Here is a 16,679-nt window from a genome sequence, read left to right on the forward strand (position 1 = left end):
TCACCGGTCGAGCGCGAACGCGAGGACCGCGACGTCGTCCGGCAGCTGACCGCCGGCCGCCCGGTCGCGGGCATGCCGCTCGATCGCGCCGGCCACCCCGAACGGCCCGCCCGCCGCGGCGGGCGCCACGGCAGCGGCGAGCTCGGCCGCCTCGACGGCATCGTGCGGGTCCGCCTCGGAGACGCCGTCGGTGTACAGGGCCAGGACGTCACCACGCTCCAGCGAGAGCTCCACCGGCGTCAGCCGCACGGCGTCGAGGACGCCGAGCAGCTGCCCGTCCGCCGGGACCGCGTCGCCGCGACCGTCGGCGCGGACGAGCACGGGAGCGGGGTGACCCGCACAGGCGACCTCCGCGCGCGCCCGTCCGTCCTTCACCGGGTGCACGCGCACGGCGCACGCGGTGACGAAGCGGCCGTCGGTCCGCTCACGGTGCAGCACGCCGTTCAGCGCGCGAAGCGCGTCCGCCGGGGCGGGCGCCCCGGGCGCGAGTGCACGCAGCGTATGGCGGGCCTGTGCGGTGACGACGGCGGCGGCGGCGCCCTTGCCGCACACGTCCCCCACCACGAACAGCCATTCGTCGTCGGGGAGCGGCATGACGTCATAGAAGTCCCCGCCGACGCTGGCCCCGCCGCCGGCCGGCGCGTACCGGGCGCAGAGCGACATGCCGGGGACGCGGGGAAGCTCCGCGGGCAGCAGCCCACCCTGGAGGGTCGCGGCGGTGGCCGCCTGCTGCGCGTAGAGGTCGGCGGCGAGGCAGGCGGCCGCGAGCCGTTCCGCGACATCCTGCAGCAGGCGCGCGTCCTCGTCGTCCGGCGCGCCCGAGCTGGTCCACCACGCGCCCGTGACCTCCACCGTCACGCGCGTGCCGCTTCGGGCGCGATGGACGCGACGGATCGGAACGGCGCCTCCGAGCGACGGCTCCGGCGCCCCGGTCTCGTGCTCCAGGGCACCGAGCGTCGGCGCCTGGACGGTGACCCTGACGCGGTCGGCGATCCACGGCACGAGGGCCTCCGCGGTGCCGGTCACCGCGCGGCGCGGATCGCGGACGTCCTGCAGCAGCTGCGAGACGTCCTGGACGATCTGGCGGCGGTTGACGTCCGCCTGCAGCGACCGCTGCGCGTGCTGCTGCAGCGCCACCGTGGTCTCCGCCCGGGCGAGCGCGCGCCCGCTCGCGCCGTACCGCCGCGCCGCCTGCAGCGCGAACGCGGCACGCCGTCCGAGCTCGGTGGCCGTCGCGACGTCGTCGCGGTCGAACGGTCGCGCCGGCCGCGCGCTGACGAGCGTGAGCGTCCCGAGGGTCTCGCCACGCGCGCGCACCGGGACGACCAGCGCGGACCGCGGCTCCAGCGCGTGGAGGAGCTCGCGGGCCTGGGGTGCCTCGACCGGTGCGTCCGGCAACGACGTGCGCAGGAGTGGACGCCCGCGAGCGTGCACCTCGTCGATCTCGACCGCGGAGAGCGGCGCACCGGGGAAGGACCGCACGAGCTCCCGCAGCAGCCGGGTCCGGCCCGGGATCCGATGGGCGGCGTGAACGCAGCGGAGGTTCCCGTCGGCGCCGGGAATCGCGACCACGCACCAGTCCGCGAGCCGCTCGACGGCGATTCGACCGACGGCTGCGAGCGTGGCCGCCTCGTCCAGCTCGTCGTCGAGCAGCTCGCCGATCGCGGCCAGCAGCGACAGCTGACGGACCAGGCGTCGCCGTCCGCGAGCGTCCGCGAGCGCCTCGGTCACGTCGGCGACGCCGATCAGATGGCCGACGGTGGTCCCTGTGGCGTCGGGCAGCGGCAGGGCCGAGATCCGCAGGTCCCGGCGTCGACCGTCGGGATCGGTGCCCGCCGCCTGCAGCGGCTCCGCCTCGGGCAGCAGGTTCGTCGTACCGGGAGGGACGTCCGGCAGCACCTCGTCCAGCGGACGTCCGATGACCGAGTGCGCGGGAAGACCGGTGAGCGCGACGAGCTCGGCATTGGCACGAATGACGTTCCCGTCGAGATCGACGTGGGCCAGTCCCGTCTGCGCGAGCGCGAACGCGGCGGCGAGCAGGGTGCTCCCGGTCGGAGCGCTCATCGCGGACGTCCCTCGAGGGCGGCGAGCGCGTCGCGGTAGGTCGGATAGCCGGTCGCACGCCGCAGTCGCTCGCCCTCGAACTCGTAGACCCAGGTCGGCTGGAACGCCTGGTGCGCCTCGGGAGCGTGCAGGTGGACGGCCCCGCGGGCGACGATCGCCTCGCCGTGGACCTCGAGCTCGTACAGCCTGTGCGTCTGCGCGGACCCGGCCGCCGCCTGGGCGGCGAAGTAGTCGCGGATCTCCGCTCCGACGAACTGCTGTCCACCACCTCCCAGTGGCGTCCAGACGACGTCGTCGGGCGTCGCGCTGATGACCGCGTCGATGCCGTCCTCCTCGAGCAGCCGGAACAGCTCCCGGACGACGGCGGCCCGCCGGGCCACGGTCAGCCGTCCGCGAGTCGCTCGGCCGCCGCGACGTCCGCGCGGACGGGAAGCTCGTCGTCGAGCCCGAGCATCGCGAGGACCCGCAGGATCCCGGGTGCCTCCGCCGCCACGACCGTCCGGCCGCCCCGGGCCCGCGTCGCCTGAGCGACGCGCAGGAGGACGGACACGCCGGTCGAGTCGAGGAACCGTGCGCCGGTCAGGTCGACGACGACGGACGGAGTCGACGCCGCCAACGCCTCGTCCACGGCGCCATCGGCGGCCGCGACGCAGGACAGGTCGAGATCGCGATCGAATCGGATGGTGGCGCGTCGGCGTCCGACGGTGACGTCGAACGTGTGCGCGCCCGTGTCGCGCTGGCCCATGCTCCCAGCATAGCCCGTGGTCGCGGTCCTGCGCACTCGAGCGGCGGCGCCCGTCGCGTTTGCCGATGCCGGAGGTGGACAGCCGGTGCGGTCATGGCCACCACCCCCACCCGTCCTCTCGCGCTCGTCACCGGCGCCTCCTCCGGCATCGGCCGCGAGCTCGCGCTCCTGCTCGCCGCCGAGGGCTACGACCTCGTCATCACCGCCGAGGACGACGCGCTCGACGACGCCCGCGCCGAGGTCGAGGCCGCCGGGGCCGGGACCGTCGAGGCACCCCGACTGGACCTCACCCGCGACGAGGACGTCGACCTGCTCGTGCGGCATGTGCGGGAGACGGGGCGCGGCCTGGACATCGCCGCCCTCAACGCGGGCGCGGGCGCCGGAGGCGCGTTCGCCACCGGCACGGACCTCGCCGACGAGCTGCGCATCGTCGATCTGAACGTCCGCTCGACCGTCCACCTCGCCAAGCACGTCACCCGGGACATGGTCCGGCGCGACCACGGGCGGATCCTCTTCACCTCGTCGATCGCCGCGACGATGCCCGGCAGCTACCAGGCCGTCTACAACGCCTCGAAGTCGTTCGTCCAGTCCTTCGCGCTCGCCCTGCGCGACGAGCTCCGCGAAACCGCGGTCACCGTCACCGCGCTGATGCCCGGGCCCACGGACACCGAGTTCTTCGCCCGGGCCGACATGCTCGACACGCAGGTCGGGGCGGGGGAGAAGGCGGACGCCGCCACCGTCGCCGCCGACGGCTACGCCGCGCTCATGGACGGGGACGAGCGGGTCGTCTCCGGGGATCTCTCCACCAGGGCGCAGGCACTCGCGTCCCGTGTCCTCCCGGACCGCGTCAAGGCCGCCATGCACCGTCGGCAGGCCGAGCCCGGCTCGGCCGACCGGGACGAGCGGTGACGACGTCGCCGCAGCGCCCGGTGCCCCTGCGCGTCGCCTCGGTCCCGGCCACCCACGTGTACGTGCGGCACCTCGACGCCCCGGACGAGCCGCCGCTCGTGCGACGCCTGCCCGAGCGGGCGACCGGCCCCGGTCCCGTCCCGTGGTACCCGCCGCAGATGCTCCTGCCGCAATGGGTCCGCGAACACCGGGCGGCCTTCGACGTCTTCCACGTCCACTTCGGCTTCGACGGCCGCAGTCCCGCCGAGCTGGCCGAGCTCGGGCGGACGCTCGCCGAGCTCGCCGTCCCGCTCGTGCTGACCGTGCACGACCTGCGCAACCCGCACCACGACGACCGGGCGCTGCACGACGCCCAGCTCGATGCGCTCGTCCGGGCCGCGGCCGCGATCGTGACGCTGACCCCCGGGGCGGCCGCCGAGCTCCGGCGCCGCTGGGGCCGGACCGCCCTCGTGCTGCCGCACCCGCACGTGGTGCCGCTGGACCGACCCCGACGCGCCCGGCGGCCCGGCGCGGGACGCGTCGTGGGCCTCCACGCCAAGAGCGTCCGGCCGAACATGGCCGTCCTGCGCGTGGCGACCGCGGCCGCGGCGACGATCGCTCGCGTGCCCGGCGTGCGTCTGCGGATCGACCTGCACGACGAGGTCGTCGAGCCCGGCACCGCCGCGTTCCGGCCGGACGTCACCGAGGGGCTGCGCGCCTTGCGCGACACCTACGACTGCGTCGACCTCGTGGAGCACCCGTACTTCGACGACGAGGAGCTGTGGGACTATCTCGAGCGGCTCGACGTCTCGCTGCTCCCGTACGCGTGGGGCACGCACAGCGGCTGGCTCGAGGCGTGCGCGGACCTGGGCACCGCGGTCGTCGCCCCCTCGTGCGGGTACTACGCGCAGCAACGACCGTGCGCGGTCTACGGCCACGACGACGACGGCCTCGACGTCGCATCGCTCGACGATGCGCTGCGGCGGGCGATCGCCGACGGCCCGCCGAGACCGGCGGACCGCGTGGCGCGTGCCCGCCAGCGCCGAGCCCTCGCCCGCGCGCACCACGAGCTGTACCACGCCGTGCTCGGTGGCACGCTCGGGGCCGCACCGGCGCGCGTCGCGGCGGCGCCCGCCGGGTAGACCCGACCCATGTCGACCGCTCCCGTGACCGCGCCCCTGCGTGCCCGGCCCGCCGGACCGACCGTCGTCGTCGGGTGGGCCCTTGCGCTCGTCGCCGTGTCCCTCGCCGGCGGGCTCGCCTCCGACACCGGATCGTCCTGGTACGAGGGGCTGGACCTGCCACCGTTCCAGCCGCCGGGTCCCGTCTTCGGGATCGTGTGGACGGTCCTCTACGTGCTGATCGCCGTCGCCGGGATCACCGCGACCCGCGCGACCGCGGGCACCGCGGCGTTCCGGCCCGTGCACCTGCTGTTCGCGGTGAACCTCGTGCTGAACGTCGCCTGGAGCTGGATCTTCTTCCAGGGCCACGCGCCGGTCCTCGCGGGCATCGAGGTGGTCGTGCTGCTGGCGACGACCGTCACGCTCGCCGTGCGTCTGCGCGGGCCGGCCCCGCGCTCAGCAGTGCTGCTCGTGCCCTACGCCCTCTGGGTGTCGTTCGCGACCGTCCTGACGTGGACGATCGCGCTCACGAACTGACGCCGCCGCCCGCGCGCCGCCGGCAGATCTCCGATGCCGCCGGGTCGGCGGCGCGGATGCGTTGCAGGTTCAGCCCGCCACGCGCGAAGGCGGCCAGCACCGCGGCCGGGACGGCGTCGTGCGGGACGGCGCGGGGGGCCCACTCGGTCGGCCGCACGTGATGGATCCCGCATCGGTCCGCGGCCGGAGCCGTGACGTAGCGCCACGAGCCCGTGATGCGCCCCACGCGAAACGCCCCGTCGCCCTCTCGCGTCCACACGAGATCTCCGAGGGGGAGCGCCGCGAACCGCGCGAGGCGCCGCGCGACGCGGGCGCCGTCGGTCGCGGTGAGCGCGAGCACCGCCTCGGGCAGGGTCGACGGCGGCGGCACGAGCCGGCCGCCGATCCCCACCAGCCCGTGCCGCAGACCGAACGCCGCCCCGACCCCGGAGGGCACCTCCGGTCGGTCGCGGCCCCGCATCGGCGCGCGGTGCACGCCAGGCGTCAGCGCACCCATGGTCCACTCCGCAGAGCCGAGCGGGCCGCGGCATCGCCCGGTACGCCGTGGACCGCTCCGCCGGGGAAGGTCGCTGCGCTGCCGAGGACCAACCCGCGGACCGGGGTGCGGTACGGGTCGAGCGCGGGCAGCGGGCGGAACACCAGCTGCGACAGGCGATAGCTGCCGCCGCCGACGTCGCCGCCGACGAGGTTCGCGTCGCGCTCCTCGAGCTCCCGTGGTCCCAGGACGTGCCGGGCGAGCACGCGGTCGCCGAACCCGGGGGCGAACCGCTCGACCATCGCCTCGATCCGGGCGACGTGCTGCTCCAGCGTGCCAGGGGCCAGGAGCGCCTGCGTCGGTGCGTGCGTATAGGCCCAGGCGGTGTGGTGGCCCTCGGGCGCGCGGGTCGGGTCCGCCAGCGACTGCTGGCCCAGGAGCAGGAACGGGCGCGCGGGCATCTCGTGGGCTGCGCGCTCGACCGCGTCGAGGAAGGTCTCCTCGTCCCCGGCCACGTGCACGGTGCCCGCCTCGCGCGCGCCCGGCGCGCTCCACGGGATCGGGCCGTCGAGCGCCCAGTCCACCTTCACCGTCCCGGCGCCGTAGCGGTAGGCCCGCAACCGGCCCCCGTACCAACGCCCCAGATCGGCGTCGACGAGGCGCAGCAGCGCGTGCGGCATCACCGTCGCGACGACGCTCGACGCGCGCACGTGGCCCAGACCCCGGGCGGTCACGCCCGTGACCCGGCCGTGCGCGACCGTGATGCGCTGGACCTCGGCACCGCAGCGGATCTCCCCGCCCAGCGATCGCAGGACGCCCGCGAGCGCGTCCGACAGGGCTCCCGCCCCGCCACGGGGGCTCGGCCATCCCGAGGCGTGGCCGAGCAGGTAGAGGTAGAAGGCGGCGATGGCGCTGCCGCGGCCCTGTGGCGGCGTGTCACCGTGCATCGCGCCGCCGTAGAGCCACGCGCGGGATCCCGCCCCTTCGAACAGCCGGTGCCCCAGTCCGACCGCCGATTCGGGCAGCTGCCGGGCGAACGCCGCGAGCCGCGCCGGGCCGGCCTGGTGCAGCAGCCGCAGCGGGCCGCCGACGGGTGGGAACCCGGAGAGCATGGTGCGCCGAACGCCGTCGATCGCGTCGAGGTACGGGGCGGCGAAGGTCGCCCAGCGCTCGCCGTCCCCGGGATGGACGGCGTCCAGCGACGCGGCGGTCCGCGCGACGTCGCGATACTGGGCGACGGCGGAGCCGTCGGGCAACGGATGGGCGACGCACGCCGCCGGATGCACCCAGTGCAGGCCGTGGGCGGCGAGCGGCAGGCGGGCGAACACCGGGGAGGCGGCCGCCGCCGGGTAGACCGACGAGAACGTGTCGTGCCGGAACCCGGGCAGGGTCAGCTCCTGGGTGCGGACCGCCCCACCGGGCTGGTCGGCGGCCTCCAGGACGGTGACCGGGCGGCCGGCCTGCGCGAGGCGGATCGCGGCGGCGAGACCGTTGGGACCGCTGCCGACGACGACGCACCGCTCGGTGCCCGTCACGGGTCAGGCCGCGGGCGTGCCGGAGCGGGACTGCGTCTCGACGATGCGCTTGAGGCGACGCAGCGCCTCGACGTTGCGTCCGCGCAGCAGCAGGTCGGCGAGCGGGTTGAAGACCAGGCGGCTCACCGCGTCCCCCGGCCCCTCGTCCATCACGATCCGGGTACCCCGGGGGGTCGGCTCCAGCCGCAGCTGCACACGCGCCGTGCCCAGCGGTCTGGTTCGCGCCTGCAGCACGATCCGCCGGCCGGGGTCCAGCTCGAGCACCTCGGTGTTGTCGTCCAGTGTCAGGGGTCCGATGCCGACGGTGTGGTGCAGGCGCGTGCCGACGGCGGGAAAGCCGGGGTCCTCGCCGCGGTACGCCTTCGCGCCGACCACCCACTCCGGGTAGAGGCGCGCCGTGCTGAGGACGCGGAACGTCTCCGCGACGGTGGCGTCGACGACGGTCTCGTTCGTGGCCACGGGCTACCGCCCAACGAGCATGCGGCGGACGTCGTCCCAGCGCACGTGGGACGGACCGGCGATGCCGAGCGCGGTCAGGTACACGATGCGGTTCATGGCGGCCGGGTGCCCGGTGTCCGACGCAGCAAACGCGACGGACGGCGACGCCGGGCCGTCCCGGACGCCTGCGCGCCCGGTTCGCGTTCGGGACCGGACGGGCCGGATATCCGGGCCGCCGTGCATCGGCCGCTCTCCGTCGGGATCATCGCCTCCGCGCGTCACGCGCTGCGGGAGCCCTTCGCGGGCGGGCTGGAGGCCCATACGGCGCAGCTGGCCCGCGGGTTGCGCGATCGCGGGCATCGCGTGGTGGTGTTCGCGTCCGCCGACAGCGATCCGCGGCTCGGGGTCGAGCCCGTCTGCGCGCGCGCGACGCGCCTGGACCTGTCCGAGGCCGCGCGTCGGGACCCGAGCATGCTCGCCGACGGGTTCATGGGGGAGCACCATGCCTATCTGCATCTCATGTTGCGGTTGCGTGAGCGTGAGGACCTCGACGTCGTGCACAACAACGCGCTGCACTACCTGCCGGTGGCGATGGCGAGCACGCTGTCCTGCGCGTTCGTGACGACGCTGCACACGCCGCCCACGCCGTGGCTCGAGAGCGCCCACGCGGCCGCTCGGGAGCACGGAGCGTACGTCAGCGTCTCGCAGGCCAATGCGGCGGCCTGGCAGGCGACCGTGCCCGACTGCGCCGTCATCCCCAACGCGGTCGACACCGAGACGTGGCGACCGCGGCCGGGCCCGGTGCTCGACCGGGCGGTGTGGATGGGTCGCATCGTGCCCGAGAAGGCCCCGCATCTCGCGCTCCGCGCGGCGCACCTGGCCGGGCTGCCGCTCGACATCGCCGGACCCGTCCACGACCGCGAGTACCACGAGACGTGCGTGGCGCCGCTGCTGCGCCCCGTCGATCGTCTGCTCGGGCATCGCACGAGCGCCGAGCTCGCGAAGCTCGTGGCCGCGCGTGCCGTCTGCCTGGTGACGCCCGCCTGGGACGAGCCGTTCGGGCTCGTCGTCGCGGAGGCACTCGCGTGCGGGACCCCGGTCGCGGCGTTCGCCCGAGGCGCGTTGCCGGAGCTGCTGGACGCACGAACCGGCGCCCTCGCCACCCCAGGCGACCCGGCGGCGCTCGCGGACGCGATCGCCCGCGCCCGACGGTGTGATCGCGCGCACTGCGCGCGAGAGGCGGCTCGGCGGTGGACGGTGGACGCGATGGTCCGCCGCTACGAGGACTGCTACCGCGGCCTGTGATCGCCTACTACGCCCATCACCACGGCAGCGGGCACCTCCGGCGCGCGACCGCACTCGCCCGTGCCCTCGACGAGCCGGTCGCGCTCCTGAGCTCGAGCCGCCCGCCGCGCGGGCATCCGTTCGCGGAGGTCCTCACGCTGCCGCTGGACGACGGTGGCCTGGGGTCGAGTGCCGTCCTGCCCGGGCTCGCCCACCACGCTCCGCTCGACAGCCCGGGACTCGCCGGGCGGATGGCGCAGATCGCGACCTTCCTGGCAGGGCACGTCCCCGCGACGCTGGTCGTCGACGTGTCCGTGGAGGTCGCGCTCCTCGGGCGACTGCTGGGAGCCCGGGTCCTCGTGGTGCGCCAGCACGGTGACCGCGACGACGAGGCGCACCGTCACGCCTACCGTGCGGCCGCGCGGCTGCTCGCCCCGTGGCCCCGTTGGCTGGACGAGGGGCAGCCCGACCCGTGGGCGTCGCACACCACCTGGACGGGCGGGTTCAGCCTGCTGGCGCCCGGCGCGCGGGCGGCGGCGCCCGGGGACGGCACGGTGGTGCTGCTCGGCGGCCGGGGCGGCGGGGACGCGATCGCCAGCGCCGCGCGGGGCGTGGCACGCGAGGAGCCCGGGCGCCCGATGGTCGTGCTCGGGCCCGCCGGCGGGGTCCTGCCCGAGGGGGTCGAGCACCGACCCTGGGAGGACGACCCCGGCCCCGTGCTCCGCCGCGCCGACGTGATCGTCGTGGCCGCGGGACACAACGCGGTCATGGACGCGGCCGCGACCGGCCGGCCCCTCGTGGTGGTCGCGGACGACCGTCCGTACGGCGAGCAACGGGACAAGGCGCGACGGCTGCACGCGACGGGGGCCGCCCTGCACGTCCCCGATCCGGCGGTGGCCGACTGGTCCGGGGTGCTGCGCGACGCGGTCGCCCGCGGCCCGGGCCGCGCGCCCGAGCTGCTCGACCCGGAGGGCGCCGTCCCGTTCGCCCGCGCGGTGGTGGCACACCGCCCCGCGCGGCGGGTTCCGGCCGCGTCCGGCCGCGACCCGGTGGTCGTGTGCACGCTCGTGCACGGACGCCTCGAGCATCTCGCCGCCCAGCACGAATCGCTGCGCCGGCACGCTCCGGAGGCCCGCCACGTGGTCGCGTGGATGGGCGGACCCGACCCGCGTCCGGCGGCGCCGGACGCCGAGGTCGTCGAGGTCCCCGGCACGCGGGAGGGGGAGCCGCTGCCGCTGGCGGCGGCGCGCAACGCAGCGCTCGCCGCCGCTCCGCCGACCGGCGTGGCGCTGCTGCTCGACGTCGACTGCACGGTCCGCCCGGGCACCGTCGCGGTTCTCGCGGCGGCGGTCCGACGCACGGACGGCGTCGTGCTGCCGCGCGTCCTCTACGAGCCGCCCGATCGTGGGGCACCTCGCGAGCACCCGGCTCGCAGTGCCCCCGCGGTCGGGGACGGGTCGCCGATCCCCTGCTCGGACTGGGGGCTGGCCTGGACCGTGGCCCTGGGCGTGCCCCTGACGGTCGTGCGTGAGGTCGGCGGGTTCGACGAGCGGTACCGCGGCTACGGAGCGGAGGACACGGACTTCGCGTGGCGCTGCCGCGCAGTGGGCGTGCCGTTGCACTGGGCGCCTGCCGCGGACGTCGTCCACCGTCACCACGAGGGCGGCGGCGTCCCGTACGACCGGGCCGCTGCCGTCGTCGCCAACGCCGTCCGCTTCCAGCGGACGTGGGGTCACTGGCCGATGGTGCCGTGGCTGCGGGCGTTCGCGGCAGCGGGACTGCTGCCGGCGTCGCTCGCCGCCGCGGTGACCGGCGAGAAAGACGAGGGTCAGTAGCTGGCCGGCGGGTCGCTCGCCGGGAACGACTGCTCGAGCGTCTCGTCGCGCCGGGCATCGTCGCCGGACGTGCCCGGCTGCGGCGCGGGCCGCGGACCCCGCGCGGGGGCGGGGGACGGGGCGGGCGGCGGTCCGGCAGGGCTCGGTCGTTCGTCGCGGAGACCGCGCCGCCGCTGCGCGAGCGCGGCGGCCGCCCCTCCGCACAGCGCGAGCAGCAGGACAGATCGGGGAAGGCTCATCCGTTCCGGGTGTCCGAGCGCGCCGCAGGCAAACCGCCGGGTGCCCTGCCGGCGGATGCCCGGGGAGGCGGGACGCGGCCCGAGCGCACGGACGTGGGATAGCCAGGCAGTCGGACCCTCCCGCGGTGTCGTCGAGGGTTCCGTGACGGATGCATCCGATGGGTCTGCGCGAGCGGCGACGACGGTCCATCGCGGGAAGCGGCAGACGGTGAGTCCTCAGCCGGCGTCGGCGTCGAGCGTCGCGCGCATGTCCGCGATCGCCCGTCGCAGCAGCCGCGAGACGTGCATCTGCGAGATCCCGACGCGCTGCGCGATCTCGGACTGCGTGAGTCCGTCCTCGAAGCGCAGCCGCACGATCTGACGCTCGCGCTCCCGCAGCCCGGCGAGGCCGGTCCGGGCGAGGGCCCGGTCCTCGGCCACCTCGTAGCCGTGGTCGACGGTCCCGATCGTGTCGACCCGGGCGACGGCGTCGGCGTCCTCGGTCACCGCGGCGTCGAGCGAGGCGACGCGGACCTCGTGCACGGCGGCCTGGACCTCGAGCACGACGGCGGCGGGGAGCCCGCTGGCCTGTGCGAGCTCGGCGATGGTGGGGCGCCGTCCGTGCGCGGTGGCGAGCGCATCCGCGTGGCGGCGCAGCTCGTCCGCGTGCTCCTGCACGTCGCGCGGGAGCCGCAGGGCGTGGCTGTGGTCGCGGAACCATCGGCGGATCTCCCCGGCGATGTTCGGGACCGCGAAGCTCGAGAACGCCAGTCCCCGGTCCGGGTCGAAGCGGTCGACGGCCTTCACGAGGCCGACGGCACCGACCTGCACGAGCTCCTCGTGGTCGACCCCGCGGTTCGCGTAGCGGGCGGCGACCGTGTGCACGAGCGGCATGGCGCCTTCGATCACGGTGTCGCGGGCACGGAAGTCCCCGGTGTCGCAGTAGCGGCGCAGGAGCAGCAGCTCCTGGCGCCGGGTGGTGGCGGTGTCCATGTCGTTCCCCTCGATGCGTGGGTGTCCCGAGTGCGACCCGGTCGGCCGCGGCTGGGTTCGGGTGACGCCCTTCGAGGCTCCCACACCGCCCGGGAGGTCCCCGGACGGTGTCCCGTTTCGGTCTTGACACCCCCGGTTGGGGAGCGTTCACGCGCCCAGCGCCGGGTTCTCGATGACCTCGCGGATGTCGTCGAGCGCCTGGCGGAGCAGCCGCGACACGTGCATCTGCGACATGCCCACGCGTTCGGCGATCTCCGTCTGCGTGAGCCCCTCGTCGAAGCGCAGCGCGACGATGCGTCGCTCACGGTTTCGGAGCGTGTCGAGCCCGTCGGCGGCGACCGCGCGCGCCTCGACCTGCTCGTAGCCCTCCTCGATCGTGCCGAGGCGGTCCAACCGCGACTGCGCGTCCTCGTCCTCGCGGACGGGCTCGTCGAGATACGCGGCGTGGCTGCGATGCACCGCGGCCTGCACGTCGAGGACCTCGCGCAGCGTCATGCCCGCCGCCAGCGCCACCTCGTCCGTCGACGGCTGGCGCTGCAGACGCGAGACGAGGCGGTCGGTCGTGGTCCGCAGCATGTCCGCCTTCTCCTGCACGTCCCGCGGCGCGCGCAGCACCTGTCCGTGGTCGCGGAAGTGGCGGCGGATCTCGCCGGCGATGTTCGGGATCGCGAAGCTCGCGAACGCGTGCTGGCGACGGTGGTCGAAGCGGTCGACGGCCTTCACGAGGCCGATCGACCCGACCTGCACGAGCTCGTCGTAGTCCAGGCCGCGGTCGACGTAGCGGCGGGCGACGAAGTGGACGAGCGACATGGTGCGCTCGATCACCTCGTCACGGGCGGCGAAGTCGCCGTGCTCGGCGTAGCGACGCAGGAGCTCGAGCTCGATGCGTCGGGTGGTGGCGGTGTCCATGGGAGGACTCCCAACGTGGTGATGTGCCGGCGTCGCAGCGGCGACGTCGTCCCCTTGGCCTCGCCGGAACCGTTGGCGCGCAAACCCTCGAACCGTCGTGATTGGGCCTCGAGCGTCACGGGCACCCGCCGCAGCTCCGTTCCCACCGAGGAGGTCCATGCCGTGTCACCCCCATCCACCGACTCCCCTGCGGAGCACCTGCAGGACGAGCTCCGCGCCGGCGCCGACGCCGCCCAGGAGACCGCGGCCCACGTCGGTCAGCAGGCGCGTGAGCGGGCCCGCAGCGAGATCGACGATCGCACCACCCACGCCGCCGGCCGTCTGCGCGAGGGTGCGCAGGACGCCCGCGCGGTCGCCGAGCACCTCCGCGGCGAGGGGCGGGACGCCCCCGCCCGGTTCGTGGAGCACGCCGCCGAACGTGTCGACGGCGCCGGTCGCTATCTCACCGAGGCCGACGCGGACCGTCTCATCCGCGACGCCGAGGCCTACGCACGGCGCAACCCCGCAGCCGTCGTCGTCGGTGGACTCGCGCTCGGGTTCGCCGCGTCCCGACTGCTGAGCGCCTCCAGCGGTGGCCGGCGCTCGACCTCCGCGGATCAGGAGTCCCCGGGCACCGGGAGCGACCGACCGCGGGCGCTCCCCCCGTCGAACGCCGCGGTCGATGGCGCGCCGGGAGCGGGGTTCCCGACCGGGGCGCCCGCGGCGCCGGGGCCATCCACACCGGCGTACGCCGCCCCGCCGGCCGACGCACCATGACGGATTCAGGATCCGCTCCGCAACCGCGGGAACGTCCCGTCGGGGAGCTGCTCACCGAGCTCTCGCGCGAGACGAGCCTGCTCGTCCGCCAGGAGCTCGCACTCGCGCGCGCCGAGCTGCAGCAGAAGAGCCGTGCCGCCGGCGTCGGGGCCGGCCTCCTCGGTGGTGCAGGCGCGACGGCCCTGGTCGCGCTCGTGGCGCTGATGGTCACCGTCGTCGCCGCGCTCGACACCGCCATGCCGACATGGCTGGCCGGACTCATCACCACGGGCCTCTTCGCGGCGATCGCCGCGGTCGAGGCCGCCGTCGGCCGCGCGCGCCTGCGCGCCGCCACCCCGCTCGTCCCTCAACAAGCACCCGAGAGCATGAAGGAGGACATGGAATGGGCCACGAAGCAGGCACGATCCGCCAGGACATAGAGGAGACCCGCGAGCGACTCGGGGAGACCGTCGACGCGCTCGCCTACAAGACCGATGTCGGGGCTCGCGCCCGCGACAAGGTGAGCGACGGCGTCGACCGGGTGAAGAACCGGCTGGGCGTCGCGCAGGACGCGGTCCCCGGGGCGGCGGACGTCCGGCAGCAGGGCCGGCGGGTCTCCGCCGTCGCCCAGGAGAACCCGCTCGGCTTCGCGGTCGGGGCCATCGCGGTCGGCTTCGTCGCCGGGCTGCTGATCCCCAACACGAAGGCCGAGGACCGGCACCTCGCCCCCGTCAAGGAGGCGGTGGGGGAGCAGGCGCACGAGGCCGCGGAGACCGTAGCCGAGCACGGCCGCGACACCGTGCAGGAAGCAGCGGACGCGGCGCGCGGCGCCGCCGGCGACATGGCCCAGACGGTGCGTGACCACGCCCGGGAAGCCGGGGACGAGCTCGGGGTCACCGACACCGGATCCGCCGTGGGCGACGCGGCGCACGAAGGACCGCAGTCCGATGCGGATGCGGGCGCCGACGGTCCCGAACCCGACCGCCCCGGCCCGGGGTCGTCACCCGGCTGAGGGCTGGGTCGACGTGGCCGGTCGATGACCCGCCCGACATCTCGGGCGGGTCATCGAGCCGTCGTCGTGCGGTCAGCCCCGACCGGCGGTGGCCGGGTCGTCATCCGGCTCGGGCCCGTCGGGCTTCCCCTCCTCCTCCTCGTCCTGATCGGGCGACGAGGGACGCTCCGGCCGGTCGGCGATGCCCGGAAGCTCCTCCTCGTCCGGGCTCAGGGCCGGCTCCTCGGAGCCCGGGCCCCGGACCAGCTCGACGTCGGCGGGAACGGTGAAGCGATGATCGGTCTCCATGCCACCCGGGTGCCCGGGGCCCGCGGGCGCCACGCGTGCGCAGGGGGTGCTCTTCAGTGCAGCCGCGGGGGCGGCGGCGCGGGAGCCGTCGGGGCGGGAGGTGGCGGCGCGGGCTCGCGCTCGCGGGCGAGCCTCGCGGCGGTCGCGCGCACGATCTCCAGGAACCGTCGGGATGTGGACGGGGGTTCGGGGGACGGCACGACGACCTCCTGGTCGCGTCGGGAACGGGTGCCGTCCGCCTACCGGGAGTCCGGAGCGGCCAAACCGTCCCGCGCGGGATGTCCCGGGACGGGACACTCGGACCGCGGACTGCGCAGCACGCCGACCAGGCGCGCCGCACGGACGCCGACCACGCCCAGGTTGCGTGCGAGGACCCACGGCGTGGCGGGCGCGGGGGCCAGGCGGCGTCCGAGCTGCACCCAGGCGAGGAGGCTGTCGCGCGCAGGGATGTCGCCGCTGACCCGCGCCGACCGGTCGCGCACGCCCCAGAGCGATCCGGGGACGGGCGCGGACTCGGTGCCGCTGCGGTACCAGCGGTCGATGCCGAGCAGCACGCGCTCGCCGACCGCGGGCGCCAGGCGGTGCAGGAGCTCCACGGCGCGCGTCTCCCCGCCCAGGACGATCTCGCGGCGCGGCCGGATCGCGCACGCGACGAGCGCCTTGGCGACGACGTCGGCGCGGTAGGCGTCGGGCGGGACGCGCGGTGTGCGCCCGGTCGCGCTGGAAGCCTGCGCGAACAGCGGGGTGTCGATGGGGCCGGGGTGGACCATCGCGATCCGCACCCCGCTCCCCTGCGAGCGCTCTTCGATCGCCACGCTGGTCAGGAACCCGCGCAGCGCGTGCTTGGCCGCGGCGTAGGAGGACCAGGACGGCAGCGGCAGGCGGGACATGAGCGAGCCGGTGGCCACGATCGTCCCGTGACGTTCCCGCAGGTGCGGAAGTGCCTCGCGGACCACGTCCACGGCCCCGGTGAAGGTGACCGCGACGGTGCGGTCGAAGTCGTCGGGGTGCACCTCGCGGAGGTGCCCGAAGACCGCCGCCCCGGCGTTCGAGACGAGGACGTCGAGTCCGCCGAGGTGCGCGACCGCGTCGCGCACGGCACGGCGCGCCTGGTCGCGATCCCCGAGGTCCGCCTCGATGACGAGCGCGTCGATCCCCCGCTCGGCGACCATGGCGCGCAGGGCGTCCGCGCGCCGGGCGACGAGCGCGAGCCGCGCGCCTTCGGCAGCGAGGAGCGGCACTGCCGCGCGCCCGACGCCCGAGCTCGCACCGGTCAGCAGGACGCGTCGGTCGGCGAGCGCTCCGGCGCGCGGGATCACGACGCCGGCGCGCGGTCGCGCAGCGTGCCGTCGCCGGCCGCCGCGGAGCAGTGCGCGCAGCAGTAGATCGACGCGCCGGCCTGGACGCCGTGGCCAACGATGCGGCAGCCGCAGCGCTCGCAGGTGGGCGCGAGCGCGTGGATGGCGCACTCGAAGCTGTCGAACGTCCGGCGCCGCCCTTCGTGCTCGATCACGAGCGGCCGGTCGTAGTGGTTGCCGCAGGTCTCGCAGGTCGTCGGGGTGGGGGTGGGGGTGGTGGACATCCCCCACCGCTACCCGGGTG

The 16,679-nt window shown here is 75.7% G+C and carries 20 protein-coding genes; 8 read left to right on the forward strand and 12 right to left on the reverse strand.

Going from position 1 to position 16,679, the window contains the following annotated elements; all coding sequences use genetic code 11:
- The 3 genes from C7Y72_RS10230 to C7Y72_RS10240 are packed head-to-tail and all read right to left on the reverse strand — an operon-like array spanning position 1 to position 2,809.
- Positions 1 to 2,064: a SpoIIE family protein phosphatase gene (locus C7Y72_RS10230; protein WP_107568641.1), complete on the reverse strand. Its 2,064-nt coding sequence runs from the start codon at positions 2,062 to 2,064 to the stop codon at positions 1 to 3.
- Positions 2,061 to 2,444: a nuclear transport factor 2 family protein gene (locus C7Y72_RS10235; RefSeq protein WP_107568642.1), complete on the reverse strand. Its 384-nt coding sequence runs from the start codon at positions 2,442 to 2,444 to the stop codon at positions 2,061 to 2,063. The genes C7Y72_RS10230 and C7Y72_RS10235 overlap by 4 nt, the downstream gene beginning before the upstream one ends.
- Before the next feature lie 2 nt (positions 2,445 to 2,446).
- A complete protein-coding gene (locus tag C7Y72_RS10240; protein ID WP_107568643.1) occupies positions 2,447 to 2,809 on the reverse strand; it encodes an STAS domain-containing protein in 363 nt (120 codons plus the stop codon).
- Between the two features lie 93 nt (positions 2,810 to 2,902).
- Here C7Y72_RS10240 and C7Y72_RS10245 point away from each other — a divergent pair, with 93 nt between their 5' ends.
- The 3 genes from C7Y72_RS10245 to C7Y72_RS10255 are packed head-to-tail and all read left to right on the forward strand — an operon-like array spanning position 2,903 to position 5,355.
- Entirely contained in the window at positions 2,903 to 3,718 is an 816-nt protein-coding gene (locus tag C7Y72_RS10245; protein ID WP_107568644.1) for an SDR family NAD(P)-dependent oxidoreductase, read from the forward strand.
- Entirely contained in the window at positions 3,715 to 4,839 is a 1,125-nt protein-coding gene (locus C7Y72_RS10250; protein ID WP_199223908.1) for a glycosyltransferase, read from the forward strand. The genes C7Y72_RS10245 and C7Y72_RS10250 overlap by 4 nt, the downstream gene beginning before the upstream one ends.
- Before the next feature lie 9 nt (positions 4,840 to 4,848).
- Positions 4,849 to 5,355 carry a TspO/MBR family protein gene (locus tag C7Y72_RS10255; protein WP_107568645.1) on the forward strand — a complete coding sequence of 169 codons (507 nt, stop codon included), beginning with the start codon at positions 4,849 to 4,851 and terminating at the stop codon, positions 5,353 to 5,355.
- On the opposite strand, the gene C7Y72_RS23240 is transcribed toward C7Y72_RS10255, so the two are convergent.
- Genes C7Y72_RS23240 through C7Y72_RS10270 form a run of 3 tightly spaced genes read right to left on the reverse strand, consistent with a single transcriptional unit; the run spans position 5,345 to position 7,824 of the window.
- A complete protein-coding gene (locus C7Y72_RS23240; RefSeq protein ID WP_158276780.1) occupies positions 5,345 to 5,791 on the reverse strand; it encodes a GAF domain-containing protein in 447 nt (148 codons plus the stop codon). The two genes, C7Y72_RS10255 and C7Y72_RS23240, sit on opposite strands and share 11 nt — an antisense overlap.
- A 47-nt stretch (positions 5,792 to 5,838) precedes the next feature.
- Positions 5,839 to 7,365: a phytoene desaturase family protein gene (locus tag C7Y72_RS10265; protein WP_107568647.1), complete on the reverse strand. Its 1,527-nt coding sequence runs from the start codon at positions 7,363 to 7,365 to the stop codon at positions 5,839 to 5,841.
- A gap of 3 nt (positions 7,366 to 7,368) precedes the next feature.
- A complete protein-coding gene (locus tag C7Y72_RS10270; RefSeq protein WP_107568648.1) occupies positions 7,369 to 7,824 on the reverse strand; it encodes an SRPBCC family protein in 456 nt (151 codons plus the stop codon).
- Positions 7,825 to 8,040: 216 nt separating this feature from the next.
- On the opposite strand from C7Y72_RS10270, the gene C7Y72_RS10275 reads away from it, so the two are divergent.
- Positions 8,041 to 9,108 carry a glycosyltransferase gene (locus C7Y72_RS10275; protein ID WP_107568649.1) on the forward strand — a complete coding sequence of 356 codons (1,068 nt, stop codon included), beginning with the start codon at positions 8,041 to 8,043 and terminating at the stop codon, positions 9,106 to 9,108.
- The gene (locus C7Y72_RS10280; RefSeq protein ID WP_107568650.1) at positions 9,105 to 10,922 is read left to right on the forward strand and encodes a glycosyltransferase; all 1,818 of its coding nucleotides are present in this window, start codon (positions 9,105 to 9,107) and stop codon (positions 10,920 to 10,922) included. The genes C7Y72_RS10275 and C7Y72_RS10280 overlap by 4 nt, the downstream gene beginning before the upstream one ends.
- Here the strand turns inward: C7Y72_RS10280 and C7Y72_RS22775 are convergent.
- The 3 genes from C7Y72_RS22775 to C7Y72_RS10290 all read right to left on the reverse strand — a co-directional run bounded on the left by C7Y72_RS22775 (position 10,916) and on the right by C7Y72_RS10290 (position 13,042).
- The gene (locus C7Y72_RS22775; protein ID WP_146175324.1) at positions 10,916 to 11,161 is read right to left on the reverse strand and encodes a hypothetical protein; all 246 of its coding nucleotides are present in this window, start codon (positions 11,159 to 11,161) and stop codon (positions 10,916 to 10,918) included. The genes C7Y72_RS10280 and C7Y72_RS22775 overlap by 7 nt on opposite strands.
- Before the next feature lie 216 nt (positions 11,162 to 11,377).
- Positions 11,378 to 12,133, reverse strand: a complete 756-nt coding sequence (locus tag C7Y72_RS10285) for a SigB/SigF/SigG family RNA polymerase sigma factor (protein WP_107568651.1) — start codon at positions 12,131 to 12,133, stop codon at positions 11,378 to 11,380.
- Between the two features lie 147 nt (positions 12,134 to 12,280).
- On the reverse strand, positions 12,281 to 13,042 hold the full coding sequence (locus tag C7Y72_RS10290) for a sigma-70 family RNA polymerase sigma factor (RefSeq protein ID WP_158276781.1): 762 nt from the start codon (positions 13,040 to 13,042) through the stop codon (positions 12,281 to 12,283).
- A gap of 162 nt (positions 13,043 to 13,204) precedes the next feature.
- Here C7Y72_RS10290 and C7Y72_RS10295 point away from each other — a divergent pair, with 162 nt between their 5' ends.
- The 3 genes from C7Y72_RS10295 to C7Y72_RS10305 are packed head-to-tail and all read left to right on the forward strand — an operon-like array spanning position 13,205 to position 14,789.
- Positions 13,205 to 13,798 (forward strand): hypothetical protein, encoded by a 594-nt coding sequence (locus C7Y72_RS10295; RefSeq protein WP_107568653.1) that lies wholly within the window; start codon positions 13,205 to 13,207, stop codon positions 13,796 to 13,798.
- On the forward strand, positions 13,795 to 14,217 hold the full coding sequence (locus tag C7Y72_RS10300; RefSeq protein ID WP_107568654.1) for a phage holin family protein: 423 nt from the start codon (positions 13,795 to 13,797) through the stop codon (positions 14,215 to 14,217). The genes C7Y72_RS10295 and C7Y72_RS10300 overlap by 4 nt, the downstream gene beginning before the upstream one ends.
- Positions 14,181 to 14,789, forward strand: coding sequence for a DUF3618 domain-containing protein (locus C7Y72_RS10305; RefSeq protein WP_107568655.1), 609 nt, complete (start codon positions 14,181 to 14,183; stop codon positions 14,787 to 14,789). Before C7Y72_RS10300 ends, C7Y72_RS10305 begins: the two co-directional genes overlap by 37 nt.
- Positions 14,790 to 14,861: 72 nt before the next feature.
- Here the strand turns inward: C7Y72_RS10305 and C7Y72_RS10310 are convergent, their stop codons facing one another.
- The 3 genes from C7Y72_RS10310 to C7Y72_RS10320 all read right to left on the reverse strand — a co-directional run bounded on the left by C7Y72_RS10310 (position 14,862) and on the right by C7Y72_RS10320 (position 16,659).
- Positions 14,862 to 15,077, reverse strand: coding sequence for a hypothetical protein (locus tag C7Y72_RS10310; protein WP_107568656.1), 216 nt, complete (start codon positions 15,075 to 15,077; stop codon positions 14,862 to 14,864).
- A 239-nt stretch (positions 15,078 to 15,316) separates the two neighbouring features.
- Entirely contained in the window at positions 15,317 to 16,396 is a 1,080-nt protein-coding gene (locus C7Y72_RS10315) for an SDR family NAD(P)-dependent oxidoreductase (RefSeq protein WP_158276782.1), read from the reverse strand.
- Positions 16,393 to 16,659: a hypothetical protein gene (locus C7Y72_RS10320; protein WP_107568658.1), complete on the reverse strand. Its 267-nt coding sequence runs from the start codon at positions 16,657 to 16,659 to the stop codon at positions 16,393 to 16,395. Before C7Y72_RS10320 ends, C7Y72_RS10315 begins: the two co-directional genes overlap by 4 nt.
- Positions 16,660 to 16,679 lie beyond the last annotated feature (20 nt).

Origin of the sequence: Paraconexibacter algicola (assembly GCF_003044185.1) — a bacterium.
In the GTDB taxonomy this organism is placed as follows: Bacteria; Actinomycetota; Thermoleophilia; order Solirubrobacterales; family Solirubrobacteraceae; genus Paraconexibacter; species Paraconexibacter algicola.